Here is a 25,356-nt window from a genome sequence, read left to right on the forward strand (position 1 = left end):
GAGCGATGGTCGTTCGTGCCCCGAGTTGATAAGAACGAGCCATGGCCGACAGGATCTATCTCGACTGGAATGCGACGACCCCGCTGCGACCGCAAGCGCGCGCGGCGATTCTCGCCGCCATGGATCTGGTCGGCAATCCCTCGTCGGTTCACGCCGAAGGCCGCAAGGCGCGGCGGCTGACGGAGGAGGCCCGCGAGGTGATCGCCCGGGGGCTCGGCACCGTCGCGCGCCGCGTGGTGTTCACCTCCGGCGGAACCGAGGCCAATGTGCTCGCCTTGAGCCCAGGCCTGCGCGCGCCGGCCGGCCCGGTCGAGCGGCTGCTGGTGTCTGCGGTCGAGCATTCCTCGGTGCTGGCCGGCGGCCGGTTCGCGCCATCAGTAGTGCAGACGATCCCGGTCGACTCCTCCGGCGTGGTCGATCTCGGCCGCCTGGAAGCCCTGCTCGTCGGCGGGCCGCCGGCGCTGGTGTCCGTCATGGCCGCCAACAATGAGACCGGGGGGCTTCAACCGGTTTCGAAAGTCGCCGAGATGGTGCACCAGGCGGGCGGCGTGCTGCACGTCGATTCGATCCAGGCATTCGGGAAAATACCCCTCGATATCAAGCAGATGGGCGCGGACCTTGTGACCATCTCTGCGCACAAGATCGGCGGACCCAAGGGGGTCGGCGCGCTGGTCCTGGGCGCCGGCGTGGAGGAGCCGATTCCGGTTCTCCGCGGTGGCGGCCAGGAGCGCGGTCGCCGGGCTGGAACCGAAAACGTGGCCGGAATTGCCGGATTTGGCGCCGCGGCCGGCGTTGCCCTGGCTTCGCGCGAGGTGGACCTGACCCGGATCACGGCGCTGCGCGACCGGCTGGAAGCGGGCCTTCGTCAGACCGCTGGCGTGACGGTATTTTCGTCCGAAACGGCGCGGCTTCCGAACACGACGCTGTTCACCGCACCGGGGCTCAAGGCCGAGACGGCCGTGATCGGCTTCGATCTCGAAGGGATCGCGGTGTCTTCCGGCTCGGCGTGTTCGTCCGGCAAGGTCCAGCCGTCCCATGTGCTGGAAGCGATGGGCGCCAGTTCCGCAGCGGCCCAGGGAGCGGTGCGCCTCAGTCTGGGCTGGTCCACCACGGAGGCGGAGGTCGATCGTTGCGTCCAGGCTTGGCGAAAGCTGTCATTGACCCTACTTAAAGGAGGCGACGAAACCGTGCTTGAGCGATTCTAAGGGCGTGATTTCGTCGAGGAAACGTCGTAAGACGGTTCCAGAAGATGTCCACCGCGGTCCTTGAAACCGCGAGCGGAGGATGGAATGCCAGCCGTACAAGAGACGGTCGACCGCGTCAGGCGGATCGACGTCGACCAATATCGCTATGGGTTCGAGACTGTCATCGAATCCGAGAAGGCTCCGAAGGGGCTTTCCGAAGACACCGTCCGCTTCATCTCGGGCAAGAAGAACGAGCCCGCCTGGATGCTCGAATGGCGCCTCGAGGCCTATCGCCGCTGGCTGACCATGACCGAGCCGACCTGGGCGCGCGTCGACTATCCCAAGATCGATTTCCAGGATCTCTACTACTACTCGGCGCCGAAGCCGAAGAAGCAGCTCTCCTCGATCGACGAGATCGATCCTGAGATACTGAAGACCTATGAGAAGCTCGGCATTCCCCTGCGCGAGGTTGCGATCCTCGAAGGCGTCGAGCCGGTGCCCGGTGCCGGCAGCCCCGAGACGCGCAAGATCGCGGTCGATGCCGTGTTCGATTCGGTGTCGGTCGCGACCACGTTCAAGGAGGAGCTGAGGAAGGCCGGCGTGATCTTCATGCCGATTTCGGAAGCCATCCGCGAGCATCCCGAGCTGGTACAGAAATATCTCGGCAGCGTGGTGCCGACCTCGGACAATTTCTATGCGACGCTGAATTCGGCGGTGTTCTCCGACGGTTCGTTCGTCTACGTGCCGCCGGGCGTGCGCTGCCCGATGGAGCTGTCGACCTACTTCCGCATCAACGAGCGCAACACCGGCCAGTTCGAGCGAACGCTGATCATCGCCGACAAGGGCGCCTACGTTTCCTATCTCGAGGGCTGCACCGCGCCGCAGCGCGACGAGAACCAGCTGCACGCGGCCGTGGTCGAGCTGGTCGCGCACGATGACGCCGAGATCAAGTACTCGACGGTGCAGAACTGGTATCCGGGCAATTCGGAAGGTGTCGGCGGCATCTACAATTTCGTCACCAAGCGTGGCGACTGCCGTGGAAACAATTCCAAGATCTCGTGGACCCAGGTCGAGACGGGATCGGCGATCACCTGGAAATATCCGAGCTGCATCCTGCGCGGCGACAATTCCCGTGGTGAATTCTATTCGATCGCGATCTCGAATGGCTATCAGCAGGTCGATAGCGGCACCAAGATGATCCATCTCGGCAAGAACACGACCAGCCGGATCATCTCCAAGGGCATCGCCGCAGGCCGCTCGCAGAACACCTATCGCGGCCTGGTGACGGCGCATCGCAAGGCGTCCAACGCGCGCAACTTCACCGCCTGCGATTCGCTGCTGATCGGCGACAAGTGCGGCGCGCACACCGTGCCCTATATCGAGGCCAAGAATTCCTCGGCCACTTTCGAGCACGAGGCGACGACGTCCAAGATCTCCGAGGACGTGCTGTTCTACTGCGTCCAGCGCGGCCTTTCGCAGGAGGAGGCGGTCGGCCTCGTCGTCAACGGCTTCGTCAAGGACGTGCTGCAGCAGCTGCCGATGGAGTTCGCGGTCGAGGCGCAGAAGCTGATCTCGATCAGCCTCGAAGGATCGGTCGGCTAAGACCACATGGGAGCGAGTCCGCGGCGCGGCCCGCTCTTGCTGACATCAACATCATCCGCCCTCGGACCCGATCGATCGGTTGCTCCAGGGCAAGCGTTGAGCGGAAACATATTATGGCACTACTCGAAATCAACAACCTGCAGGTCGGCGTCGAGGAGCGCGAGATTCTCCACGGCCTGACGCTTTCGATCGACGCCGGCAAGGTGCACGCCATCATGGGGCCGAACGGCTCCGGCAAGTCGACGCTGTCCCATGTCATCGCCGGCAAGCCGGGCTATGAGGTCACCGGCGGCGAGATCCTGTTCAAGGGCGAGGATCTCCTGGCGATGGCGCCGGACGAGCGCGCCGCCAAGGGCGTGTTCCTGGCGTTCCAGTATCCGGTCGAGATTCCAGGCGTCGCGACCATGACGTTCCTGCGCACCGCGCTCAACGCGCAGCGCAAGGCGCGCGGCGAGGAGGAGTATTCGACGCCGGATTTCCTCAGGAAGGTGCGCGAGATCTCGAAATCGCTCAGCATTCCGCAGGACATGCTCAAGCGCGGCGTCAATGTCGGCTTTTCCGGCGGCGAGAAGAAGCGCAACGAGGTGCTTCAGATGGCGCTGTTCCAGCCGTCGCTGTGCATCCTCGACGAGATGGATTCCGGTCTCGACATCGATGCCCTGCGCATCGCCGCCGACGGCGTCAACGCGCTGCGCTCGCCGGAGCGCTCGATGATCGTGATCACCCACTATCAGCGGCTGCTGAACTACATCGTGCCCGACGTCGTTCACGTGATGTCGAAGGGCCGCGTCGTGAAGAGCGGCGGCAAGGAGCTCGCGCTGGAGCTCGAGGCGTCCGGTTACGCCCAGTTCGAAGACGCGGCCTGATCGCTGCGTGAATGGATCTGTGATGAACGTAGCTTTGGTCAAGAACGACAGCGGTCCGGCGGCGAGCAGCTTGCTCTCTGCCGCTTTGGGCCGTCTGCCCGGCACCGGCAAGGTGGCTGATATCCGGCGCGAAGCCTTCGCGGCTTTCGAGCGCACCGGCCTGCCGCACCGTCGTATCGAGGAATGGAAGTACACCGATCTTCGTGTGCTGATGCGCGAGGTGCTGCCGCTGGCAGGCGCGCCGGACGCGGCGGCGCTGGCGCGGGCCAAAGCCGTGCTGGCTTCTGTTGCCGTCGACGGTGCTCGGAAGCTGGTGCTGGTCGACGGCGTGTTCGTGGCGGAGCTCTCGGATATTTCGGCCTCCGAGGATGGTGTCAAGGTTCACACGCTGCGCGAGGCGCTGCAGAGCGCCGGCAGCGAGCGGCTGCTGGAAACGACCGTCAACGATGCCATGGTCATCTTGAACGGGGCGCTTGCGACCGATGGTGTCCTGATCTCCGTGGCGGATGGTGCAAAGCTCTCGAACCCGCTGCAGATCATTCACATCGCGACAGCATCGCAAGCATCGCGTGCCAGCCGCTCGCATCTTTCGGTGGGGAACGGCGCGCAGGCGACTTTGGTCGAAAGCGCGATCGCAGCCGATGGTGCCTCAGGCTATCAGGCCAATGACGCCGTGGTCGTGTCCCTCGGTGATGACGCTGCGCTGTCCACCATTCGCCTGATGCGCGATGCCAGGGACGCCGTTAACATCACTTCAGCCAAGTACGAGGTCGGTGCGCGGTCGAAACTCAATATCTTCAACATGACAACAGGCGGCGCCGTCAGTCGTCTGCAGGGCTTCATTACTCTCAAGGGCGAAGGCAGCGAGCTGATCATCAACGGTGTCAACCTGCTGCGCGACAAGCAGCATGGCGACATGACCCTGGTTGTCGACCATGCGGTGCCCGGCTGCACCAGCCGCGAGAACTTCCGCGCCGTGCTCGACGATCGTGCCCACTCGGTATTCCAGGGCCGTATCATCGTGCGCCCCGACGCGCAGCAGACCGACGGCAAGATGATGACGCGGGCGCTGCTGTTGTCCGACGAGGCCGAGGCCGACAGCAAGCCGGAGCTCGAGATCTTCGCCGACGACGTCTCCTGCGGCCACGGCGCCACTGCCGGCGCGCTCGACGAAAGCCTGCTGTTCTATCTGCGCGCCCGCGGCCTGCCCGAGAAGCAGGCGCAGGCGCTGCTGATCCAGGCTTTCGTCGGTGAGGCGATCGAGGCGATCGAGGATGATGGCCTGCGCGAGCGCGTCATCGCCGCCGCCCAGGACTGGATGGAGGCGCGCGCATGAGCACGCATCCCGCTGTCTCAAACGGCTCCTACGACGTCGCGCGCATCCGCGAAGATTTTCCGGCGCTGGCGCTGCAGGTCTACGGCAAGTCGCTCGTCTATCTCGACAATGCGGCGTCGGCGCAGAAGCCGCGCGCCGTGCTCGACCGCATGACGCAGGCCTACACCAGCGAATACGCCAACGTGCATCGCGGCCTGCATTATCTCGCCAATGCCGCGACCGAAGCTTATGAGGGCGGCCGCGAGCGTGTCACGCGCTTCCTCAACGCGCGGCGCAGTGAAGAGATCATCTTCACCCGCAACGCGACCGAGGCGATCAACCTCGTCGCATCCTCCTGGGGCGGACCGAACATCGGTGAAGGCGACGAGATCGTGCTCTCGATCATGGAGCACCATTCCAACATCGTGCCGTGGCACTTCTTGCGCGAGCGCCAGGGCGCCGTGATCAAGTGGGCTCCGGTCGATGATGACGGCAACTTCCTGATCGACGAGTTCGAGAAGCTGCTGACGGGCAGGACCAAGCTGGTCGCGATCACGCAGATGTCGAACATGCTCGGCACGCTGGTCCCGGTGAAGGAGGTCGTGCGATCAGCGCATGCGCGCGGCATCCCTGTGCTGGTCGACGGCAGCCAGGCCGCCGTGCACCTCGCAATCGATGTCCAGGACATCGATTGCGACTTCTATGTCTTCACCGGCCACAAGCTGTACGGGCCGACCGGCATCGGCGTGCTCTACGCCAAGTACGACCACCTCGTTGCCATGCGCCCCTACAATGGCGGCGGTGAGATGATCCGCGAGGTCGCGCGCGACTGGGTCACTTATGGCGATCCGCCGCACAAATTCGAGGCCGGCACCCCGATGATTGTCGAGGCGGTCGGGCTGGGCGCCGCGATCGATTACGTCAATTCGGTCGGCAAGGAGCGCATCGCTGCGCACGAGCACGACCTGCTCACCTATGCCCAGGATCGGTTGCGCGAGATCAATTCGCTGCGGCTGATCGGCACCGCCAAGGGCAAGGGCCCGGTCATCTCGTTCGAGATGAAGGGCGCGCACGCGCACGACATCGCGACCGTGATCGATCGCCAGGGCGTCGCGGTGCGCGCGGGCACGCACTGCGTGATGCCGCTTTTGGAGAGATTCAACGTCACGGCGACCTGCAGGGCCTCGTTTGGCATGTACAATACGAGGGAAGAGGTCGATCAGCTTGCACAGGCATTGATCAAGGCGCGGGAATTGTTTGCATGACCGACACGGCCGACGTCAAAACTCAGACTGTCGAAACCCATTCGGCGCTGCCGCCGGAGGAGACCGAGCGGCTCTCCACCGAGATCATCGCGGCGCTGAAGACGGTGTTCGATCCGGAGATCCCGGCCGACATCTACGAACTCGGCCTGATCTACAAGGTCGACATCAAGGACGATCGCAGCGTCGACGTCCTGATGACGCTGACGACGCCGAACTGCCCGGCGGCCGGCGAGTTGCCGACCATGGTGGAAAACGCGATCGCCAGCGTTCCGGGGGTCGGCGTGGTCAATGTGAGCATCGTCTGGGAGCCGCAATGGACGCCGGACCGGATGAGCGACGAGGCCCGGCTCGTCCTGAACATGTGGTGAGACGAGCGGGCACGAAGTTTGAATAGTAAGGGCGGATCACATACCCCGCCGGGATGACGCCATGACCAGCACGACGAATTCGACAGCGCCTGTTGCCAAGCCCAAGCCGCGGCCCCGTCCGCAGGTGATGCGGCTCACCGATGCGGCGGCCAGGCGCATCCGTGAGCTCACTGATCGCGCCGAGTCCGAGATCATCGGATTGCGTGTCGGTGTCAAGAATGGCGGCTGCGCCGGTCAGTCCTACACGGTCGAATATGCCCATGATATCCGGCCGACCGACGAGGTCGTCGAGGACAAGGGTGTCAAGATCCTGGTCGATCCCAAGGCCGTGCTGTTCCTGCTCGGCACCGAGATGGACTATCAGGCCGACAAGATGCAGGCGCAGTTCGTGTTCAACAATCCGAACCAGATCAGCGCCTGCGGCTGCGGCGAGTCGGTTCAGCTCAAGCCGGCCGAGGTCTGATCGTCCGCTTTCAGCCAGGGCGGCACCGGAGCTGTCGCGTTCCGGACATTGACACGCGCCACCCTCTCGACCGAAAACTCCAGGCGAGCAACTGGGGCGTTGGCGAGAGCTGGTGCGATGGACCGCGAGTTTCTGATCGATCTGTTCGCCGGTTTCGGTCCGGTCACAATCCGGCGGATGTTCTCCGGCTTCGGCATCTCCGCCGACGGCATCAACTTCGCGCTTGCGCTGCGCAGCGGCCTTTATCTCCGTGCTGATGAAACCAGCTTTGCCAGGTTCGAGGAGGCCGGATCCAAGCCGTTCTCCTACGAGACCCGCGCGCGGACCATGACGGTGCGCTCGTATTGGCAAGTGCCGGCGCATCTGTTCGACGACTCCGACGAGTTCGCGATATGGGCCCGAGATGCGTTTGCAGCGGCGCAAAGAGCGGCCCTGAGCAAGCAGACCAGGAAGCGGGCGGCATCTCGCCGCGGGCGCGAGCAGGGTCCGGCACGTGGCGGGGTGCAGCCCGGTGCGACCAAGCCAGCGGCGAAAACGGCCAAGCCGGCCAAGACGCGGAAGGTCGCCAAGACGATCCGCAAAGCGCCCGCGGCAGGTCGCAAGACGCGCAGTGCGACAGCAGCGTCGGGCCGACAGAAATCCCGCACGCCATCATCGCGGACGCGTTGATGCTGCTGCCGGGGCAACGCCGGCACCGTCGCAGTCAGGCCACCCGACCTCGCGTCGTCGTCGCGTATTCGGGATCGTTCTCGCACACCACCTTGTTGCGCCCGTTGCGTTTGGCGGCATAGAGGCAGGCGTCGGCGCGTTCGATCAGCGTATCGGTATCGTCGCCGGCCCGCAGCAGCGACACGCCGACCGAGATCGTCACACGTCCCAGGATCTCCCCGGTCGACTTCTTCTTCAGCTCCTTCGCCGTCACGGCGCGGCGGATGTGATCGGCGACTGTCAGCGCGTGCTGCAGCGAGGTGTTCGGCAGCACGACGGCGAATTCCTCGCCGCCGTAGCGCGCCGCGATGTCCTGCCCCTTGATGGCGTGCTTCAGGGTCATTCCGACCAGGCGCAGCACCTGGTCTCCGGTGAGATGTCCGTAGGAATCGTTGAAGGACTTGAAATGGTCGATGTCGAACATCAGCAGCGACAGCGGCTGTTGGGTCGCTAGCCCCGATTGCACGGTCGTTTCGATCATCCGGTCGAAATATTTGCGATTGCCGAGGCCGGTGAGCGGATCGGTCAGGCTCTCGGCCCGGATCACCTCCAGGCTATGCTGCAGCCCGCTGATCTCGTCCTTCGACAGCGTCAGCCGCTCTTCGAGGATCCGGTTGGTCTCGCGCATCTGTCTGGTCGAATCGGTGAGCGCCTCGATGATGTCCACCAATTGCTCGCGGCTGGTCGCCGACGCGAGCCGCTGATCGGCGCCCGCGAGGCTCGCATCGTAGCTCGCCGTTCTGCCGAGAGCATCGGTGAGCATGTTCACCAAGTCGTCGATCTCGCCGACGACGCGCGCGCCGACCTTGTCGATGCGATCCGACGTCTTGAGCTGCGCGAGGTAGGAGTCGTACAGCTGATCGAGATCGGACTGCGACAGCTTGCCGTTGCGCGACAGCGTCTCGTTGATGATCTCGTTCAGCGGTGCGTTGTAGCCCGTCGCGTAGACGTACCAGACCTCGTAATTGCGCGGATTGGCCGAATGGCGAAGCGTTCTGATCTGGCTGAGCGCGACTTCGGCGAAGCCTATCGTGCGTTCGTGTTCGTCAAGCGCATTGACCACCACAGGTTCTCCCCAATCGCCCGCGTCGCCGTCGTCACAGCAATGAAATAAACAATGCCGGCCAAGCTAAAGGACGTTTGTGAACCAGGGGTAAATACGGCCGTAGAGTCCCGGATACGCCCAAGCCACGCATACGGGAACGTCACCTCATATGTTCAATAAGATACATATGACGCTTCTGGGAACTTGCTGAAGCGGGCTGGAGCTGTTCGCTCGGGTGTGCGCCTCGCTGATAGCTCAGCGCTGTCGTCGACTTAGGTCTCATGTCTGACGGAAGCGGCAGCTGATCTTTTTGCGGACGCGACGTTCCGGGCGACCGCATTTGGAACAGCCCGGAATCTTGCTTGCTCAGGGAAGCGGTGCCCTCACCGGGCGAAGCAGGAACGCCGGCAGATGTGAGTGATCAGCGGGCTCGTTGTCGAGGTCGCGCCGCGGCCGCCGCGCTTCATTGCGAGGCTGTTCGTTACGAGGCTGTTCCTTGCGAGCGCTCGGCGCGGCAGGCCGAGGAGAATTTGCCTGTGCGGCGCGCGGCGCTGCCGCCCGCGGCTCACGCTCGCGCGGGGCTGCATCACGCTCGCGAGGGGCCGCATCGCGCTCCCGCGCCTTGCCGCGGCTGCCGCGACGCGAGGCGTCACGCGGACGGCGCTCACGCGTGTCCTCGTCGCCCGAGGATTCCTGCACCTCGTAGTCGCCCTCGATCGTCGGAATGCCCTGTCCGATCAGCTTCTCGATGGCGACCATCGACTTCTGGTCGGCCGGGGCCACGATCGAGATTGCGGTGCCGGTCCGTCCGGCCCGGCCGGTGCGGCCGATGCGGTGAACGTAGTCGTCGGAATGATGCGGCACGTCGAAATTGAAGACGTGGCTGACTTCCGGAATGTCGAGGCCGCGTGCGGCGACGTCGGAGGCGACGAGCAAGGGCAGTTCGCCCTTGCGGAATTGATCGAGCGCGGCCGTGCGGGCCGACTGGTCCATGTCGCCGTGCAGGGCGCCGACGCTGAAGCCGTGCTTCTGCAGCGACTTGTGAACGATGGCGACGTCGCGCTTGCGGTTGCAGAAGATGATCGCGTTGTTGAGATCCTTGGCGTTCCGCAACAGCCTGCGCAGCACCTCGCGCTTCTGATGCGCCTCGCGTCCGGATGGGACCTGCAACTGGGTCACGGTGACGGCGGTCGTGGCCGGCTTGGAGACCTCGACCTTCTGCGGGTTGTGCAGGAAGGCTTCGGTGATGCGCCGGATTTCCGGCGGCATGGTTGCTGTGAAGAACAGCGTCTGGCGGGTGAAGGGGACGAGCTTGCAGATGCGCTCGATGTCCGGGATGAAGCCCATGTCGAGCATGCGATCGGCTTCGTCGATGACCAGGAGCTCGACCCCGGTGAGCAGCAATCCGCCGCGCTCGGTATGGTCGAGCAGGCGGCCCGGCGTGGCGATCAGCACGTCGACCCCGCGGGTCAGCTTGGCGTCCTGGTCGCCGAAGGAGACGCCGCCGATGAGGAGCGCGACATTGAGCTTCTGCCCGGCGCCATAGCGATCGAAATTCTCCTTGACCTGGGCGGCCAGCTCGCGGGTCGGCTCCAGGATCAGGGTGCGCGGCATTCGTGCGCGGGCGCGGCCCTTCTCGAGGATCGTGAGCATCGGCAGGACGAACGCGGCGGTCTTGCCGGTGCCGGTCTGGGCGATGCCGAGCACGTCGCGGCGCGCCAGGACGTGAGGAATCGCTTGTTCCTGAATGGGCGTGGGGGTGGTGTAACCGGTGGCCGCAACTGCAGCCAACACCTTGTCGGACAAGCCGAGATTGGAAAAAGACATCGAGCCTCTATGTCACGCGCCGATAGGCACGGGGCCTCTGTTCGACGCCGCCGTTAGGAATCGAGGGGTAAAAGGCTGTGGTCGCGCTCAACCCCGAAACGGCATGCTCTAAGGAAGCTGGGGGTTTTCTGACTAACGCCGACCCGCGGTCAATCTCTCAGGAATCGGATGCGATCCGGCCGCGCTGCTGCGGAAGATAGGGGCGAATCCTGCAAAGTCAATGGAAGAGGGGAACGAAGTACCGAAAAAGCTTAATGTTTTTGCATTATTTGCGGGCAACCTGTCGTCGAGCTGTCGTATTCGGCTGCTCCGAAGCTCTGGCCGGCCGTTGGCGGAAAGCGCTCTGGTCGAATTGTCGACGGAATTGCGGCGTGTGTTCGGCAGGGAGTTGGAGCGGCCCGCGGGCGCCTCGGAGATGAACCGGTGGCGGCGTGCCGCCGACTATCGATGGCGGCAGCCCACGCAATGAAGGCAGGGACGGACGATGAGATCGATGCGGACGTGGCTGGCGTGCGGGCTGGCGATGGCGGCGGTGGTTCTGGCGCCGGCCGCCGCGCATGCCGAGAAGCGCGTTGCGCTCGTGATCGGCAACAACGACTACCGCTACGTTCCGAAGCTGCAGAAGGCCGTCAACGACGCGCGCACGATGGGCGACACGCTGAAGCAGCTCGGCTTCAATGTCATGGTCGCGGAGAATCTCAGTCGCCAGCAGTTCAGCCAGACGCTGCTGGCGTTCGACAATTCCGTCGAGCCGGGCGACACGGCATTCTTCTTCTATGCCGGCCACGGCTTCGAGATTGCCGGTCAGAACTTCCTGCTGCCGACCGACGTGCCGGCGGCGACCGAAGGGCAGGAGGAGCTGGTGCGCGACGCCTCGATCCTCGCGGACCGCGTCATCGAGCGGCTGCAGAACAAGAAGGCGCGCACCTCGATCCTGGTGTTCGACGCCTGCCGCAACAATCCGTTCGAGCGCTCGGGCACCCGCGCGGTGGCGGGCGGGGGTGGCCTGGCCCCGATGACGCAGTTGCCCGAAGGCGTATTCTCGGTGTTCTCGGCCGGTCCGCGCCAGACCGCGCTCGATCGGCTCTCCAACGATGACGCCAATCCGAACTCGGTGTTCACGCGCACCTTCGCCAAGGAGCTGACGCAGCCCGGCGTCAATCTGGTGCAGGTCGCACAGCGCACCCGCCGTCTGGTCAGCGAACTCGCCGAGACCGTGCGGCACAAGCAGATTCCGGTCTATTTCGACCAGATGGTCGACGATGTGTTTCTCAACGGCATGGCGAAGGGCCCGGCCGCGGCCGACAAGCCGGCCGAGCCGCAGCCGAAGCTCGCGGCGCTGCCTCCCGTCTCTGCGCCACGCATCCCTCCGGGGAACGAAAGCTTGAACGCGCCGATCGCGATGTTCTCGCGCCACAATGGCGGCTGGACCGTCACGTTCTCGATCGCCGATCCGACGCTCGGTATTTCCTGGCGCATGGGTGAGGCAGGGGACTTTCGCGAGACCGGCTTCATGGACGTGCTCGATCCGCGCACGCGCAAGCGCATGCCCAATCCCTCGATCCAGCTGTCGGCGGATGCGCCCGCGGGCACCATCCAGGTCCGCTATGTCGATGCATCCGGCGAGATGCAGGGACCGTTCCCGATCCGCTTCGAGCCGGAGGCCGCGCTGGTGCGTGACCAGCGCAAGATCCTCGACATGACGGCGACGAGCTGGCTGTCGTTCCGCGAGTTCAACGGTCTCCTGGTCTACTACACGCACCTGATGTCGTATCGCTGCGCGATCCGCGAGGTCCGCATCGGCATCGACACGGCCGTGCCGGACAAGGTCCTGAACATGCCCGGCTGCGACATGCGCGATCCCATTGCGATTCCATCCAACGCCACGCCCTATTTGAAATTGCCGCCGGCGACGAAGTTCGTCTCGGTGGAGTTGACCTATCGCGACGGCAGCGTCTCCGAGATCAAGAGCTTTCGACGTTGAGGCCTCGGCTACGCCATGATCGAATAGCCGCCGTCGACGGGAATGGCTGTGCCGGTGACGAAGTCCGAGGCCGATGAGCTCAGAAACGTGGCGATGCCGGCGAAGTCGTCGATGTCGCCCCACCGTGCCGCGGGCGTGCGCGCCAGCACGCGGTCGTGCAGGCCGTCGATCTGGCTGCGCGCCGCGCGCGTCAGGTCGGTGTCGATCCAGCCCGGCAATATCGCGTTCACCTGGATGTTGTCGGGCGCCCAGGCGCAGGCACAGGCGCGCGTGTACTGCACGATTCCGCCTTTGCTGGCTGCATAGGCCGGCGCGAAGCTGGCGCCGAAGATCGACAGCATCGAGCCGATGTTGATGATCTTGCCGCCGCCGTTCGCCTTGAGGGCCGGGTAGGCGGCCTTCGAGCACAGGAAGGCGCTGGTGAGATTGGTGTCGATCACCTCCCGCCACTCCTCCAGCTCGAGCACGTGCGGCGGCTTGCGGATGCTCATGCCGGCATTGTTGATGAGGATGTCGATGCGACCGAGCTCGCCGGTCACGCGCGCGACCATGGCGGTGACGTCGTCCTTGTTGCTGACGTCGGCCGTGACGGCGATGGCGTTGACGCCGCGCGCCGCCAGATCGGCAACTGCCGCCTGCGACTTGGCTTCGTTGCGGCCGACCACGGCGATGTCAGCGCCGGCATCGGCAAGCCCGCGCGCCATTCCCAGGCCAATTCCGCCGTTGCCGCCCGTCACGATCGCAACCTTGCCCCTCAGGTCGAAACGGCCCGCCATGCCGTGTCTCCATTGTTGTTGTCGGAGATCAGCAGGTGCCCTGCCAGATCATCACCAGGCCGAGCGCACCCATGCCGACGCCGTAGCCTGCCCACTGCAGCTGGTTGATCATGAAGCTCGTCCGCGGCCATGCCACCACCCCGGTGCCCTGACCGACCCAGAGCAGGCCGATGGCGAGCAGAAGCAGGCCGCCGATCATCAGGAATTTCCGCATGGCCACTTCCTCCCTCATCGACCGCGTCACAGCATCGGAAACGCTGCTGCCGTCTTTTTTGTGAAATTTTGTGACGAGGAGGCTAGCGGCCGGCGCGGCAGATGACCAGCGGCTCCAGCCGCCAATATCCGAGCCAAAAACAAAAAGCCCCGGATCAACCGGGGCTTTTCGCAGAATTATTGAAAGACCGAGTGCGTTCGGCTCAGTACTTGACGACCGGGCCGGTCCAGTTGAAGCGGTAGACCAGCGAAGTGCTGATGGTCTGCACCCACGGCTTGAAGCTGACGGAGTCGGTCGTCACGAGGTTGCCGACGTCGGTACGGACCGCGATGTCCTTCCGGTCGTAATAGGCAGCGCGATATTCGGTCTTCATGAACCAGCCCGGCGCCGAGATGCCGAAGATGTTCAGGTTGTTCTCGACGCCGCCGCCGACGAACCAGCCATTGCGGTTGAACGAGTCGGTGTGGAAGCCGGACGCCGCGCCGGTGAGGGTGGTCAGGCCGGTGCCCGACCAGTGCGAGCCGGAGTAGCCGGCGTTGACGTAGGACAGCACGTTCGGCGCAACCAGGTAGCCGACGCGAGCGCCAGCGGCCCAGGCGGTTTCCATCTTGATCCGGCCGGTCAGGGCAGCGAACTGATCCTGCACGGTGCCACGCAGGCTGCCGAACTGGCCGTCAGCGAACACACCGAAGACCCAGGTCGGGTTGACCTGCCAGTCATAGCCCGCGCCGACGGTGCCGAACCAGCCGTCGCCGCCGACGCGCTGATCGATCGTCACCGGCACGCCGTTGAAGTTGGTGTGCGAGTCGGCATCCCAGATGCCGCCGCCGGCACCACCGAAGATGTAGAAGCCGGTCCAGCTCGGCGCCACCGGCATCATCGGAGCCTTCACATAGGGGCGAGCCGCCAGATCAGCAGCCGAAGCGGCACCCGTGATCGCAACCAGCGCAGTGGCAGCAAGCAAAAGCTTTTTCATTTTCAATTCCCCAAGATCGTCATGTCGCAGGTGCCGGGTTGCGGCGGCGATTCCCTCGCCAGATGTGCCCGAACTATAGCCGATTGGTGCCCAAAAGCTGTTGCCGGTTGACCACACCGGAGGGGAAAGTGCGGTGCGGGACGCCTTAGCTTTCTGTAAACAACTGAAACAGAAAGAGAAAAGCAGGCCCAGGCGAGCGAATGGAACCTGCAATCGAGGCGTGAAATCGGGTCAAAAGCTAGACGTCGAGCAGCTCGTCGCTGGCGAATTCGGCCTTTTCCGAAATGAAGGCGAAGCGGGCCTCTGCTTTGGTCCCCATCAGCCGCTCGACGGAGTCGGCGGTGCCGTCGCGATCCTCGGCCAGCAGAACCACGCGCAGCAGGGTGCGCTTGGCCGGATCCATGGTGGTTTCCTTGAGCTGTGCCGGCATCATCTCGCCGAGACCTTTGAAGCGGCCGATCTCGACCTTGGCGTTGGCATTGAACTCGCGCTTCAGGAGTTCGTCCCGATGGGCATCGTCGCGCGCGTAGAACGTCTTGCTGCCATGGGTGAGCCGGTAGAGCGGCGGCACGGCGAGGTAGAGATGCCCTTCGTCGATCAGCGGCCGCATCTGCCGGTAGAAGAAGGTGATCAGCAGCGAGGCGATGTGGGCGCCGTCGACGTCGGCGTCGGTCATGATGATGATGCGCTGGTAGCGCAGATCCTCTTCGCGATACGACGTGCCGGTGCCGGCGCCGATCGCCATCACGAGATCGGCGAGCTGGGCGTTGGCGGTCAGCTTGTCCTTGCCGGCCGAGGCCACGTTGAGGATCTTGCCGCGCAGCGGCAGCACGGCCTGCTTCTTGCGGTCGCGCGCCTGCTTGGCGCTGCCGCCGGCCGAATCGCCCTCGACGATGAACAGCTCGGAGCCTTCGGTGCCGGCGTCGGTGCAGTCGGCGAGCTTGCCGGGCAGGCGCAGCTTCTTGGTCGCGGTCTTGCGCGCCGTCTCCTTTTCCTGGCGGCGGCGGATGCGGTCCTCGGCGCGCTCGATGACGAAGTCGAGCAGGCGATTCGCCTGCACCGGGTTGCCGGACAGCCAGTGATCGAACGGGTCCTTGACGGCCTGCTCGACGATGCGCTGAGCCTCTGCGGTGGCGAGGCGGTCCTTGGTTTGGCCCTGGAATTCCGGCTCGCGCACGAACACCGAGAGCATGATGGCGGCGCCCGCCATGATGTCCTCGGAGGTGATGTTGGCCGAGCGCTTGCCCTGGCCGACGCGCTCGGCGTGGTCCTTCAGGCCACGCAGCAGCGCGCTGCGGATGCCGGATTCGTGCGTGCCGCCGTCGGGCGTCGGAATCGTGTTGCAATAGGAGGACAGGAATCCGTCGGCGTCCGCGGTCCAGGCGACCGCCCATTCGCAGCCGCCATGGCCACCGGTGCGGCCCGACTTGCCGGCGAAGATATCCGGATGGACCAGCGTGTCGGCATGGATCGCGGCGGCCAGATAGTCCTTCAGGCCGCCGGGGAAGTGGAAGGTCGCCTCGGGCTGAACGTCCTCGATGCCCTTCAGCAGCGACGGATCGCATTTCCAGCGGATCTCGACGCCGCCGAACAGATAGGCTTTCGAGCGCGCCATCTTGAACAGGCGCTGCGGCTTGAACGTCGCCTTGGCGCCGAAGATGGTTGGGTCGGGTTGGAAACGCACCCGTGTGCCGCGCCGGTTGGCGACCTTGCCGACCTCCTCGAGCTTGCCCTTCGGGTGGCCGCGCTCGAACACCATGCGGTAGAGCTTCTGGTTGCGGGCAACCTCAACCTCGAGCCGGGTCGACAGCGCGTTCACCACGGAGATGCCGACGCCGTGCAGGCCGCCCGAGGTCTCGTAGACCTTGGAATCGAACTTGCCGCCCGCGTGCAGGGTGCACATGATGATCTCGAGCGCCGACTTCTTCGGAAATTTGGGATGGGGATCAATCGGAATGCCGCGGCCGTTGTCGGTCACGGTGAGGAAGCCTTCGGCGTCGAGCTCGACTTCGATGAAGGTGGCGTGGCCGGCCAGCGCCTCGTCCATCGAGTTGTCGATGACCTCGGCGAACAGGTGGTGCAGCGCCTTCTCGTCGGTGCCGCCGATATACATGCCGGGGCGGCGCCGCACCGGCTCCAGGCCCTCGAGGACCTCGATGTCACGGGCAGTGTAATCGCCCTCGGCACCCGCAGAGCGGGCGGCTGGCTTGGCCGGAGCCTTGCCCTTTGCGGCGAACGCCGCCAACGGGTCCGTGACGCCCTTGGCCTTGGCTTTTGCAGCTGATTTCAACGGCTTACCCATGGAATCTGATGTTGCGTGTGCGCAAGATGGAACGAATCGTTGGGCCTGACTATGCCATGGACCGGCATAAAACAATGACCCGGGAAACAACGACGTTCACCGGCCCGCCACGTCTTGGCCGGTTCCGATCGCCGGATCGACGCTGTTCACGCGGTTCAGCCGGTTGTTGTGACTTGAAGTGGGCGGGTTCGGTGGCGTACCAGTCTGCGCCAGGGAACCGCGAAGGCCTTCAAGCACTTAAGCGCCGCGGAGCAGAAAGGCGTCGAGCAGATGGAAGATTTTGGCCGCGCGGTTGCCGACTTCGTGCGCGACCATCAGGCCTGGGCTGCTCCGATCGTCCTGCTGCTTGCCTTTGGCGAGTCCCTGGCCTTTGTCTCACTCCTGATTCCCGCCTGGGGCGCCCTGGTCGCGATCGGCGCCCTGATCGGCGCCACCGGGATCAGCTTCTGGCCGATATGGCTGGCCGGGGGCATCGGCGCCGCGCTCGGCGACTGGCTCTCCTATTGGTTCGGCTACCGCTACAAGGATCGTGTCGCCCAGATGTGGCCACTGTCGCGCTACCCGGAGATGCTTCCGCGCGGCGAGGCCTTCGTGCGCGATTGGGGCGTGCCGAGCATCTTCATCGGCCGGTTCTTCGGCCCGTTGCGTGCATCGGTGCCGCTGGCGGCGGGCATTTTCGAGATGCCCTACATGGTGTTCCAGATCGCCAACTTCGTGTCGGCGCTGGTGTGGTCGGCGGTGCTGCTGCTGTTCGGCGACATCATCGGGCGCATCATGGAATGGCTGTGGCATGCGGTCTGATGCCAGCCCTAAAAACGGGAACCGGGCCGACTTGCGAGCTTGACGCAGGAACCCGGCGGCCTTATACGCCTGCCCCCATGATCAACGCAGCGACCAACATGATCGCCGAAATGCGCCGTCGTACCCCTGCGGTACGGGCGATGATCTGCGTCTAGATCACAGCCCCTGCCGCCGGATCCGAATCCCGCGGCAGACTTTCTCCTTGCAGCGCGATTGATCAGGCGGCTCCTTCGTCCAGCAGGAGTTTCCGATGTACACGCCACCACCCTTCAAGCCCGATCGCGCCGCGAGCCTCGGCTTTGCAGACGCGCGCGGCTTCGGCACGGTGTGCGCGTCGGACGGCACCAAGCCGATCGCGTCCTCCGTGCCGTTTCATCTCGGGGCGCTCAACGACGGCACGCCGCAGGCGTTCTTCCACGTCGCCCGCGGCAATCCGCTGGCGGAGCTCGCCGACGGCGCGACGCCGTGGCTGCTCGCCGTCAACGGCGCCGATGCCTATGTGTCGGCCGACTGGTACGTCTCGCCCGATCAGGTGCCGACCTGGCTTTATCAGGCAGTACATCTGACCGGCCCGGCACGCATCCTGTCGGAGGCGGAGCTCGCAGAGCAGGTGGATGCGGTCAGTGCCAAGTTCGAGCAAAGGCTGTTGCCGAAAACGCCGTGGACCTCGGACAAGATGAGCGCTGGCCGGCTGGAGGCGATGCGCAAGGCGATCATCGGCATCGTGATGACGATCGACCAGGTCGAAGGCAGTTTCAAGCTCAACCAGCACAAGTCCGAAGCCGACTATGCGGCGGTCGCAACCCGGCTCGGCGAGCGGCCCGACATCGGCTCGCAACAGATATCGTCTCTCATGCGGCAGGCGCGGCCCCAGGCCTTTGCCGGCGAAACCCACCCCTCAAGGAGCGTGTCATGACCGTGATCGATAGCAACTTGCCGAAAGCTCACACCGCCTCCGGGGTTGCGGCGCGCGCCGTGTTCGTCGACGGCGGCTCGGGCACGACCGGCTTGGGAATCGCCGAGCGGCTCCGGCACCAGCCGGACATCGTCGTGAAGACGATCGCCGAGGACAAGCGCAAGGATCCAGCGGCCAAGCGGGCGCTGATGGCGGAGGTCGATCTCGTCATCCTCTGCCTGCCGGATGATGCGGCCAAGGAGACGGTGGCGCTGATCGACGGCATGGGAAATGCCGCGCCGAAGGTGCTGGACGCGTCGACCGCGTATCGGGTCGCGCCGGACTGGGCCTATGGCTTCCCTGAACTGGCCGCCGACCAGGCCGACAAGATCCGGAATGCACGGAAGGTCTCCAATCCCGGCTGCTATCCCACCGGCGGCATCGCGCTGCTGCGGCCGCTGGTCGATGCCGGCCTGCTGCCGCAGGACTATCCCGTCACGGTGAACGCGGTGAGCGGCTATTCCGGCGGCGGCAAGACGATGATCGCGGCCTTTGAGAATGGTACCGCGCCGAACTTCGAGCTGTACGGCCTCAGCCTCGAGCACAAGCATCTGCCCGAACTGCAGCTCTATTCGCGGCTGACCCGGCGGCCGATCTTCATTCCCTCGGTCGGCAACTACCGGCAGGGCATGCTGGTCTCCGTGCCGCTGCAGCTCGACACGCTGCCGGGCAAGCCGTCTGGCTCAGACCTGCAGGCCGCCCTGGCGGAGCACTATGCCGGCAGCAAATACGTTTCGGTGATGCCGCTCGATGGTGCGGCGGCCAAGAGCGGCCGGCTGGAGCCGGAGGCGCTCAACGAGACCAACAAGCTCGAGCTCTACGTCTTCGCCAGCGACAAGCATCACCAGGCCTTGCTGGTGGCGCGGCTCGACAATCTCGGCAAGGGCGCGTCGGGCGCGGCCGTGCAGAACATGCGGCTGATGCTCGGGCTGCCCGATCTCGGCAGCTGAGATCGATCTGGATCATCCGGTCGCGGAAGCGCCCGGCACGATCGGCAACATCATGCGACGGCCGGCGTTCCGCCGGCCGCGCTGTGCAACGACGCACGCTGAGGAATGGGCAGACCCATGACCCCCACCGATCTGAATGCGCTGGCCGTCACCGTGAGCGATGTGCGAGCCGCCGCGGCGACCATCCACGGCGCCGTACTCGCGACCGCCTGCAACCAGAGCCGGACGCTCGGCGAGATCTGCGGATGCAACATCTGGCTGAAATTCGAGAACCTGCAGTTCACGTCCTCGTTCAAGGAGCGCGGCGCGCTGAACCGGCTGAATGCGCTGTCCGCCGAGCAGCGCGAACGCGGCGTGATCGCGATGTCGGCCGGCAACCACGCGCAGGGCGTCGCTTACAACGCGCGGCGTCTCGGCATTCCCGCGACCATCGTGATGCCGGTGGGCACGCCGATGGTGAAGGTGGAGAACACCAGGCGGCACGGCGCCGAGGTCGTGATTTCCGGCGCCACCTTGGAGGAGGCGGGCGCGTTCGCCAGGGAGCATGGCGCGGCTCTCGGCATGACCATGATCCATCCTTACGACGATCCGCTGATCATCGCGGGGCAGGGCACGGTGGCGCTGGAGATGCTCGCGGTGGTCCCCGAGCTCGATACGCTCGTGGTGCCGATCGGCGGCGGCGGGCTGATCTCCGGCATGGCAGTCGCGGCGCGCGCGATCAAGCCGGGCTTGCGCATCGTCGGCGTTCAGGCCGAGCTCTATCCGTCGATGTACAACGCCATCCGCGGCAGTCAGCTGCCGATGCGCGGCGACACGCTCGCCGAGGGCATCGCGGTGAAATCGCCGGGCCGGATCACGACCGAGATCATCCGCCATCTCGTCGACGACATCCTGCTCGTCACCGAACCGCAGATCGAGCGGGCGCTCGCCACCCTGATCTCGATCGAGAAGACGGTCGTCGAAGGCGCCGGCGCGGCCGGTCTCGCTGCCGTGCTTGCGCACCCCGCGCAGTTTGCCGGATGCAATGTCGGGCTTGTGCTGAGCGGCGGCAACATCGACACCCGGCTGATCGCCTCGGTCCTCACCCGCGAACTGGCGCGCGAGGGGCGGCTGACGCAGCTGTCGATCGACATCGTCGATCGTCCCGGACAGCTTGCTGCCGTCTCCACATTGCTGGCGGACGCAGGCGCCAACATCATCGAGGTGTCGCACCAGCGCACGTTCTCCGACCTGCCGGCGAAGGCGACCTTGCTGGAGCTGGTGATCGAGACGCGCGACCAGGGGCATCTCAACGACGTGATGGCAAAACTGGTGGCCGCCGATTTCAAGGCGCGCTGCACCTGAGCGTCAGGCGATCTCCAGCAGATCCTTCGCGGTGCGGCAGACGTCCGCTCCGCATTTTCCAGGCGAAAGGCGCGTGCGGCTGCCCGCCGATTCTTGCTCAGCCCAATTAGCAATCTCTCTGTCTGCTCGTGAAGCTGTTCGCAAATGCGAACACGTTTGAGGTTTGCTCGGTCAGAATTTCAGTTGCGTACCTCAAAAAATGAGGACAGGATTACCGCAACAAAAAAGACGGTTGGGAGGATTTCTGATGAGACTGCTCGCGAAGCTGGGACTCGCCGCTGCCGCATGCCTGCTCTGGGCCAACGCCGCGAGCGCCGATACGACCGTGAAATGGCTGCATATCGAGGTCAATCCGGCCCAGGTGAAGATCTGGGAGGAGGTGGTCCGCGCCTATGAGGCGTCGCATCCGGGCGTCAAGATCGAGATGCAGTTCCTCGAGAACGAGGCCTACAAGGCCAAGCTGCCGACTATCCTGCAATCCAAGGACCGGCCGAACATCATCTACAGCTGGGCTGGCGGTGTCCTGAAGGCGCAGATCGAGGCTGGCGTGCTCGAGGACATCACTGAGCAGGTGAAAGGCTACAGCGACAGCGTGACTCCGGCGGCGCTCGCGGCATTCACCGACAGCGGCCACGTCTACGGCTTGCCGATCTCGCTGTCGCAGGTCGGCTTCGTCTGCAACAAGGAGCTGATGGCCAAGGCGAAGGTCGATCCCACGGCGATCAAGAGCTGGAACGATCTGCTGAGCGCCGTGAAGACGTTGAAGGCGGCCGGCGTGACCCCGATCGTGGTCGGCGGCGCCGACAAATGGCCGCTGCATTTCTACTGGACGCATCTTGCGGTGCGGATCGGCGGTAAGCCGGCATTCGACGCGGCGCTGCGTGGCGAGAATGGCGGCTTTGCCGGCGACACCTTCGTCAAATCAGGCGAGCTGTTCAAGCAGCTCGTCGATTTGCAGCCGTTCCAGAACGGCTTTCTTGGCTTCAAGAATCCGCAGGCGGTCGGTTATTTCGGCGATGGCAAGGCGGCGATGACGCTGGCGATCAGCTCGGTCTACAATCTCCAGCGCGCGCTCGCTGCCGATAAGGTCGGGTTGAGCGAGGACAAGATCTGCTGGTTCGATTTTCCCACCGTGGCCGGCGGCAAGGGCGCGCCGACTGATACGCTCGGCGGCATCACCGGCTGGCTGGTCACCAAGGGCTCGCCGAAGGAAGCGGTCGATTTCCTGAAGTACTTCATCTCGAAAGATGTGCAGACACGGCTGGCGGCAGGGAATTTCGTCATCCCGGTGGTGCAGGGCGCGGAGGCAGGCCTCAACAACTCCTTCATGAAGCTGATCGCCGCCAATCTGGCGAAATCGAACTATCACCAGAACTTTTATGACCAGAGCCTCGGCCCCTCGGTCGGTCGCGTCGTCAACGACGTCTCCGCGGAGATCGCGGGTGGCAGCATGAGCCCGCAGGACGCCGCCAAGGCGATCGAGGCGGCGCGGAAGCAGGGCAACTGACGTGGCAAGGCCATTCGCGGGCTCGCCGGCGATGGATGTGTCGCCGGCATCGCTCTCGTCACGCGCGGTGCGTGGCCCGAGCTGGGACGGCCGCTTCACCGTCCTGATCCTGTTCCTGCCGCCGGCGCTGCTGCTGTTCACGCTGTTCGTGGTGCTGCCGATCGGCGAGGCCGCCTGGTACTCGGGCTTCAATTGGAATGGGTTTGGCAGGCCGACCAACTGGATCGGCTTTGACAACTATCGCTTCGTGCTGGAGACACGGGCGTTCTGGCTCGCGCTTCGCAACAATGGTCTGATCGTCGCGGTCTCGCTTTGTGTCCAGCTACCGCTTGCGCTGACGCTGGCCTTGATGCTTGCGGAGCGGTTCCGCGGCGCAGTGGCGCTGCGGATGCTGTTCTTCATGCCCTATATCCTCGCCGAGATCGCGACCGGGCTGATCTTCAGCTTCGTCTATGACGGCGATTACGGCCTGGTCGCCTCGATCTGGCGCAGCTTTGGCGCCGACCCGCCGCATCTCCTGGCCTCGACCGACACGGCGATGCTGGCAGTGCTGATCGTGATCGTCTGGAAGTATTTCGGCTTCCACATGATGCTGTTCATCGCCGCGCTCCAGAGCATCGACAAGAGCCTGATCGAGGCCGCCCGGATCGACGGTGCGACGCGGTCGCAGAGCCTGCGCCACGTCGTCATTCCCTTGCTCCATCCGACGATCCGGCTCTCGGTGTTCTTCGCCATTGTCGGCTCGCTGCAGCTGTTCGACCTGGTCATGCCGCTGACGCGCGGAGGGCCCGCCGACTCCTCGAATACGATGGTGAGCTTTCTCTACAACAACGGCATCTCCCGCATGCGGGTCGGCTACGGCAGCGCCATCGGCGTCATCCTGTTCGTGATCTGCGTGACCTTTGCCTTCACCTACAAACGATGGTTCATGCGCGATGAATAGTGCCGAGGCCACCAGGGCGCCGTTCGATCCTGCCGTGCTGTTCAAGGCAGCGTTCCTCGCCATCGTCGCCATCTTCGTGCTGGTGCCGCTGCTTGCGACGCTGCTCGGTGGCTTCAAGTCGCTCGGGGAGCTGCGCGTCAACCCGTTCGGCCTGCCACAGCATTGGGAGTGGCAGAACTATGCCGACATCCTGTTCTCCGGGCGCTACTGGCAGCTGCTGCGCAATTCGCTGATCATCTCGACGCTGACGGTCGTCCTGACTCTTATCGTCGCCTCGATGGCGGCCTTCACCTTTGCCCATGTCCGATTCTACGGCAGCTCGATGCTCTTGAGCTATTTGACGCTCGGTCTGCTGTTTCCGGCGGCGACCGCGGTGTTGCCGCTGTTCATCAAGGTGCGCGATCTCGGGCTGCTCGACACCTATTTCGGCGTCGCACTGCCGCAGGTCGCCTTCAGCCTCGCCATGAGCGTGCTGCTGCTGCGCCGCTTCTTCAAGGACATCCCCTACGAGCTGCTCGAGGCCGCGCTGGTCGACGGCTGCAGCTATATAAAATTCTTCCGCTACGTGACGTTGCCATTGTCGCGCCCGATCCTGGCGACGGTCGGCACCATCACCTTCGTCAACAGCTGGAACGCCTATCTGCTGCCGCTCGTGATGCTCAACACCGATGCGCTGTATCCATGGCCGCTCGGCATCATGGTCTATCAGGGCGAGTATTCGTCCGAGTGGCACCTGATCCTCGCCTTCATCACCCTGACCATCCTGCCCACCATCATTCTGTTCCTCCTGGCGCAGAAGCACATCGTTGCTGGCCTGACATCGGGCGCGGTCAAGGGATGAACGGGACCTCACGGAGACCACAATGAGAAAAGTCGGCATCGGCATCATCGGCTGCGGCAACATCAGCACCGCCTATCTGAAGGCGGCCGAGCGCTTCCCCGTTCTGGACATCAAGGCGCTCGCCGACATGCGCAGCGACGCAGCCGAGCGACAGGGCGCAGCCTTCGGCCTGCCGGCGATGCGGGTCGATCAATTGCTGAAGCGCGATGACGTCGAGATCGTCATCAATCTCACCGTGCCGCTCGCCCATACCGACGTCAGTCTCGCCGTGCTGAATGCCGGCAAGCACGTGCATTCCGAGAAGCCGCTCGGAATCGACGTCGCGGAAGCCCGCAAGGTGATCGAGCTTGCCGCGCAGAAGAATCTGCGGGTCGGCTGCGCGCCCGACACGTTCCTTGGCGGCGGCCACCAGACCGCGCGCAAGCTGATCGACGACGGCGCGATCGGCACGCCTGTCGCGGGCAGCGCGTTCTTCGGCTGTCCCGGCCATGAGCGCTGGCATCCGGCGCCGGGCTTCTATTACCTGCGCGGCGGCGGGCCGATGCTCGACATGGGCCCGTACTACATCACCGATCTCGTGCAACTGCTCGGCCCGGTCGTGAGCGTCATGGGCTCCACGGCGCGCCCGCGATCAGAGCGCCTTGTCACCAGCCAACCGATGAACGGCACACTGATCCCGGTCGAGGTCGCGACCCACGTCGCGGGCACGCTGGAGTTCGAGAGCGGGGCGGTGGTCTCGGTCACGATGAGCTTCGACGTTCCGAAGCACCGGCACGCGCCCATCGAGATCTATGGCGCCGAGGGTAGCATGCTGGTGCCGGACCCCAACCGCTTCGGTGGAGAGGTCCAGGTCGCCAAGACCGGCGGCGACTGGCAGACGATGCCGTTGACGCATGGTCACGTCGACGGCGAGTTCCGCTCCATCGGCGTGGCCGATATGGCGACCGCGATCCTGAACGACCGGCCGCATCGGGCTAGCGGTGCGCTCGCCTTCCACGTGCTGGAGGTCATGGAGGCGTTCCAGACCTCCGCAAACGAAGGCCGGCGGGTCAGGATCGAGAGCCGCGTGGAGCGGCCGGCGATGTTGCCTGTTGGACGCGACACCGGACAGATCGACTGA

General features: G+C 64.7%; 23 protein-coding genes. 17 read left to right on the top strand and 6 right to left on the bottom strand.

Annotated elements, in window-relative coordinates:
- Positions 1-41: 41 nt before the first annotated feature.
- The 8 genes from QX135_RS21965 (at position 42) to QX135_RS22000 (ending at position 7,732) form a co-directional block, all read left to right on the top strand.
- Positions 42-1,205 (top strand): cysteine desulfurase family protein, encoded by a 1,164-nt coding sequence (locus QX135_RS21965; protein ID WP_316180079.1) that lies wholly within the window; start codon positions 42-44, stop codon positions 1,203-1,205.
- Positions 1,206-1,289: 84 nt separating this feature from the next.
- Positions 1,290-2,786: a Fe-S cluster assembly protein SufB gene (sufB, locus tag QX135_RS21970; RefSeq protein WP_315798542.1), complete on the top strand. Its 1,497-nt coding sequence runs from the start codon at positions 1,290-1,292 to the stop codon at positions 2,784-2,786.
- 113 nt (positions 2,787-2,899) lie between these two features.
- On the top strand, positions 2,900-3,652 hold the full coding sequence (sufC, locus tag QX135_RS21975) for a Fe-S cluster assembly ATPase SufC (protein ID WP_316180077.1): 753 nt from the start codon (positions 2,900-2,902) through the stop codon (positions 3,650-3,652).
- 22 nt (positions 3,653-3,674) lie between these two features.
- Entirely contained in the window at positions 3,675-4,988 is a 1,314-nt protein-coding gene (gene sufD / locus QX135_RS21980; protein WP_316180075.1) for a Fe-S cluster assembly protein SufD, read from the top strand.
- Positions 4,985-6,232 (top strand): cysteine desulfurase, encoded by a 1,248-nt coding sequence (locus tag QX135_RS21985; RefSeq protein WP_316180074.1) that lies wholly within the window; start codon positions 4,985-4,987, stop codon positions 6,230-6,232. The genes sufD and QX135_RS21985 overlap by 4 nt, the downstream gene beginning before the upstream one ends.
- Positions 6,229-6,600 (top strand): SUF system Fe-S cluster assembly protein, encoded by a 372-nt coding sequence (locus tag QX135_RS21990; protein WP_315737808.1) that lies wholly within the window; start codon positions 6,229-6,231, stop codon positions 6,598-6,600. The genes QX135_RS21985 and QX135_RS21990 overlap by 4 nt, the downstream gene beginning before the upstream one ends.
- Before the next feature lie 61 nt (positions 6,601-6,661).
- On the top strand, positions 6,662-7,063 hold the full coding sequence (locus QX135_RS21995; protein WP_315737809.1) for an iron-sulfur cluster assembly accessory protein: 402 nt from the start codon (positions 6,662-6,664) through the stop codon (positions 7,061-7,063).
- Between the two features lie 117 nt (positions 7,064-7,180).
- The gene (locus QX135_RS22000; protein ID WP_315737810.1) at positions 7,181-7,732 is read left to right on the top strand and encodes a TfoX/Sxy family protein; all 552 of its coding nucleotides are present in this window, start codon (positions 7,181-7,183) and stop codon (positions 7,730-7,732) included.
- Between the two features lie 34 nt (positions 7,733-7,766).
- Here the strand turns inward: QX135_RS22000 and QX135_RS22005 are convergent, their stop codons facing one another.
- Positions 7,767-8,834 carry a diguanylate cyclase gene (locus tag QX135_RS22005; protein ID WP_315737811.1) on the bottom strand — a complete coding sequence of 356 codons (1,068 nt, stop codon included), beginning with the start codon at positions 8,832-8,834 and terminating at the stop codon, positions 7,767-7,769.
- Positions 8,835-9,182: 348 nt separating this feature from the next.
- On the bottom strand, positions 9,183-10,643 hold the full coding sequence (locus QX135_RS22010) for a DEAD/DEAH box helicase (protein WP_315772208.1): 1,461 nt from the start codon (positions 10,641-10,643) through the stop codon (positions 9,183-9,185).
- Between the two features lie 484 nt (positions 10,644-11,127).
- On the opposite strand from QX135_RS22010, the gene QX135_RS22015 reads away from it, so the two are divergent.
- Entirely contained in the window at positions 11,128-12,627 is a 1,500-nt protein-coding gene (locus QX135_RS22015; protein ID WP_410053227.1) for a caspase domain-containing protein, read from the top strand.
- 8 nt (positions 12,628-12,635) lie between these two features.
- On the opposite strand, the gene QX135_RS22020 is transcribed toward QX135_RS22015, so the two are convergent.
- The 4 genes from QX135_RS22020 to parE form a co-directional block, all read right to left on the bottom strand.
- Positions 12,636-13,403: a glucose 1-dehydrogenase gene (locus QX135_RS22020; protein ID WP_315774660.1), complete on the bottom strand. Its 768-nt coding sequence runs from the start codon at positions 13,401-13,403 to the stop codon at positions 12,636-12,638.
- 28 nt (positions 13,404-13,431) lie between these two features.
- On the bottom strand, positions 13,432-13,617 hold the full coding sequence (locus QX135_RS22025) for a hypothetical protein (RefSeq protein ID WP_315712631.1): 186 nt from the start codon (positions 13,615-13,617) through the stop codon (positions 13,432-13,434).
- 202 nt (positions 13,618-13,819) lie between these two features.
- A complete protein-coding gene (locus QX135_RS22030; protein ID WP_315755578.1) occupies positions 13,820-14,593 on the bottom strand; it encodes a porin family protein in 774 nt (257 codons plus the stop codon).
- A gap of 238 nt (positions 14,594-14,831) precedes the next feature.
- Complete coding sequence (gene parE / locus QX135_RS22035) at positions 14,832-16,895, bottom strand: DNA topoisomerase IV subunit B (RefSeq protein ID WP_316234277.1); 2,064 nt, start codon at positions 16,893-16,895, stop codon at positions 14,832-14,834.
- A 270-nt stretch (positions 16,896-17,165) separates the two neighbouring features.
- Here parE and QX135_RS22040 point away from each other — a divergent pair, with 270 nt between their 5' ends.
- From QX135_RS22040 to QX135_RS22075, 8 genes are all read left to right on the top strand, one after another.
- Positions 17,166-17,696 (top strand): DedA family protein, encoded by a 531-nt coding sequence (locus QX135_RS22040; protein ID WP_315737817.1) that lies wholly within the window; start codon positions 17,166-17,168, stop codon positions 17,694-17,696.
- Positions 17,697-17,946: 250 nt separating this feature from the next.
- Positions 17,947-18,612: an FMN-binding negative transcriptional regulator gene (locus QX135_RS22045; protein WP_316234278.1), complete on the top strand. Its 666-nt coding sequence runs from the start codon at positions 17,947-17,949 to the stop codon at positions 18,610-18,612.
- On the top strand, positions 18,609-19,601 hold the full coding sequence (argC, locus tag QX135_RS22050) for an N-acetyl-gamma-glutamyl-phosphate reductase (RefSeq protein ID WP_316234279.1): 993 nt from the start codon (positions 18,609-18,611) through the stop codon (positions 19,599-19,601). Before QX135_RS22045 ends, argC begins: the two co-directional genes overlap by 4 nt.
- Before the next feature lie 117 nt (positions 19,602-19,718).
- A complete protein-coding gene (locus QX135_RS22055) occupies positions 19,719-20,945 on the top strand; it encodes a threonine ammonia-lyase (RefSeq protein ID WP_315811099.1) in 1,227 nt (408 codons plus the stop codon).
- 247 nt (positions 20,946-21,192) lie between these two features.
- A complete protein-coding gene (locus QX135_RS22060; RefSeq protein ID WP_315811098.1) occupies positions 21,193-22,452 on the top strand; it encodes an extracellular solute-binding protein in 1,260 nt (419 codons plus the stop codon).
- 1 nt (position 22,453) lies between these two features.
- Positions 22,454-23,395: a sugar ABC transporter permease gene (locus tag QX135_RS22065; protein ID WP_315811097.1), complete on the top strand. Its 942-nt coding sequence runs from the start codon at positions 22,454-22,456 to the stop codon at positions 23,393-23,395.
- Positions 23,388-24,236: a carbohydrate ABC transporter permease gene (locus QX135_RS22070; protein WP_315798550.1), complete on the top strand. Its 849-nt coding sequence runs from the start codon at positions 23,388-23,390 to the stop codon at positions 24,234-24,236. Before QX135_RS22065 ends, QX135_RS22070 begins: the two co-directional genes overlap by 8 nt.
- Before the next feature lie 22 nt (positions 24,237-24,258).
- Positions 24,259-25,356: a Gfo/Idh/MocA family oxidoreductase gene (locus QX135_RS22075; protein ID WP_315811096.1), complete on the top strand. Its 1,098-nt coding sequence runs from the start codon at positions 24,259-24,261 to the stop codon at positions 25,354-25,356.

Origin of the sequence: Bradyrhizobium sp. SZCCHNR1098 (assembly GCF_032489375.1) — a bacterium.
Taxonomy (GTDB): domain Bacteria; phylum Pseudomonadota; class Alphaproteobacteria; order Rhizobiales; family Xanthobacteraceae; genus Bradyrhizobium.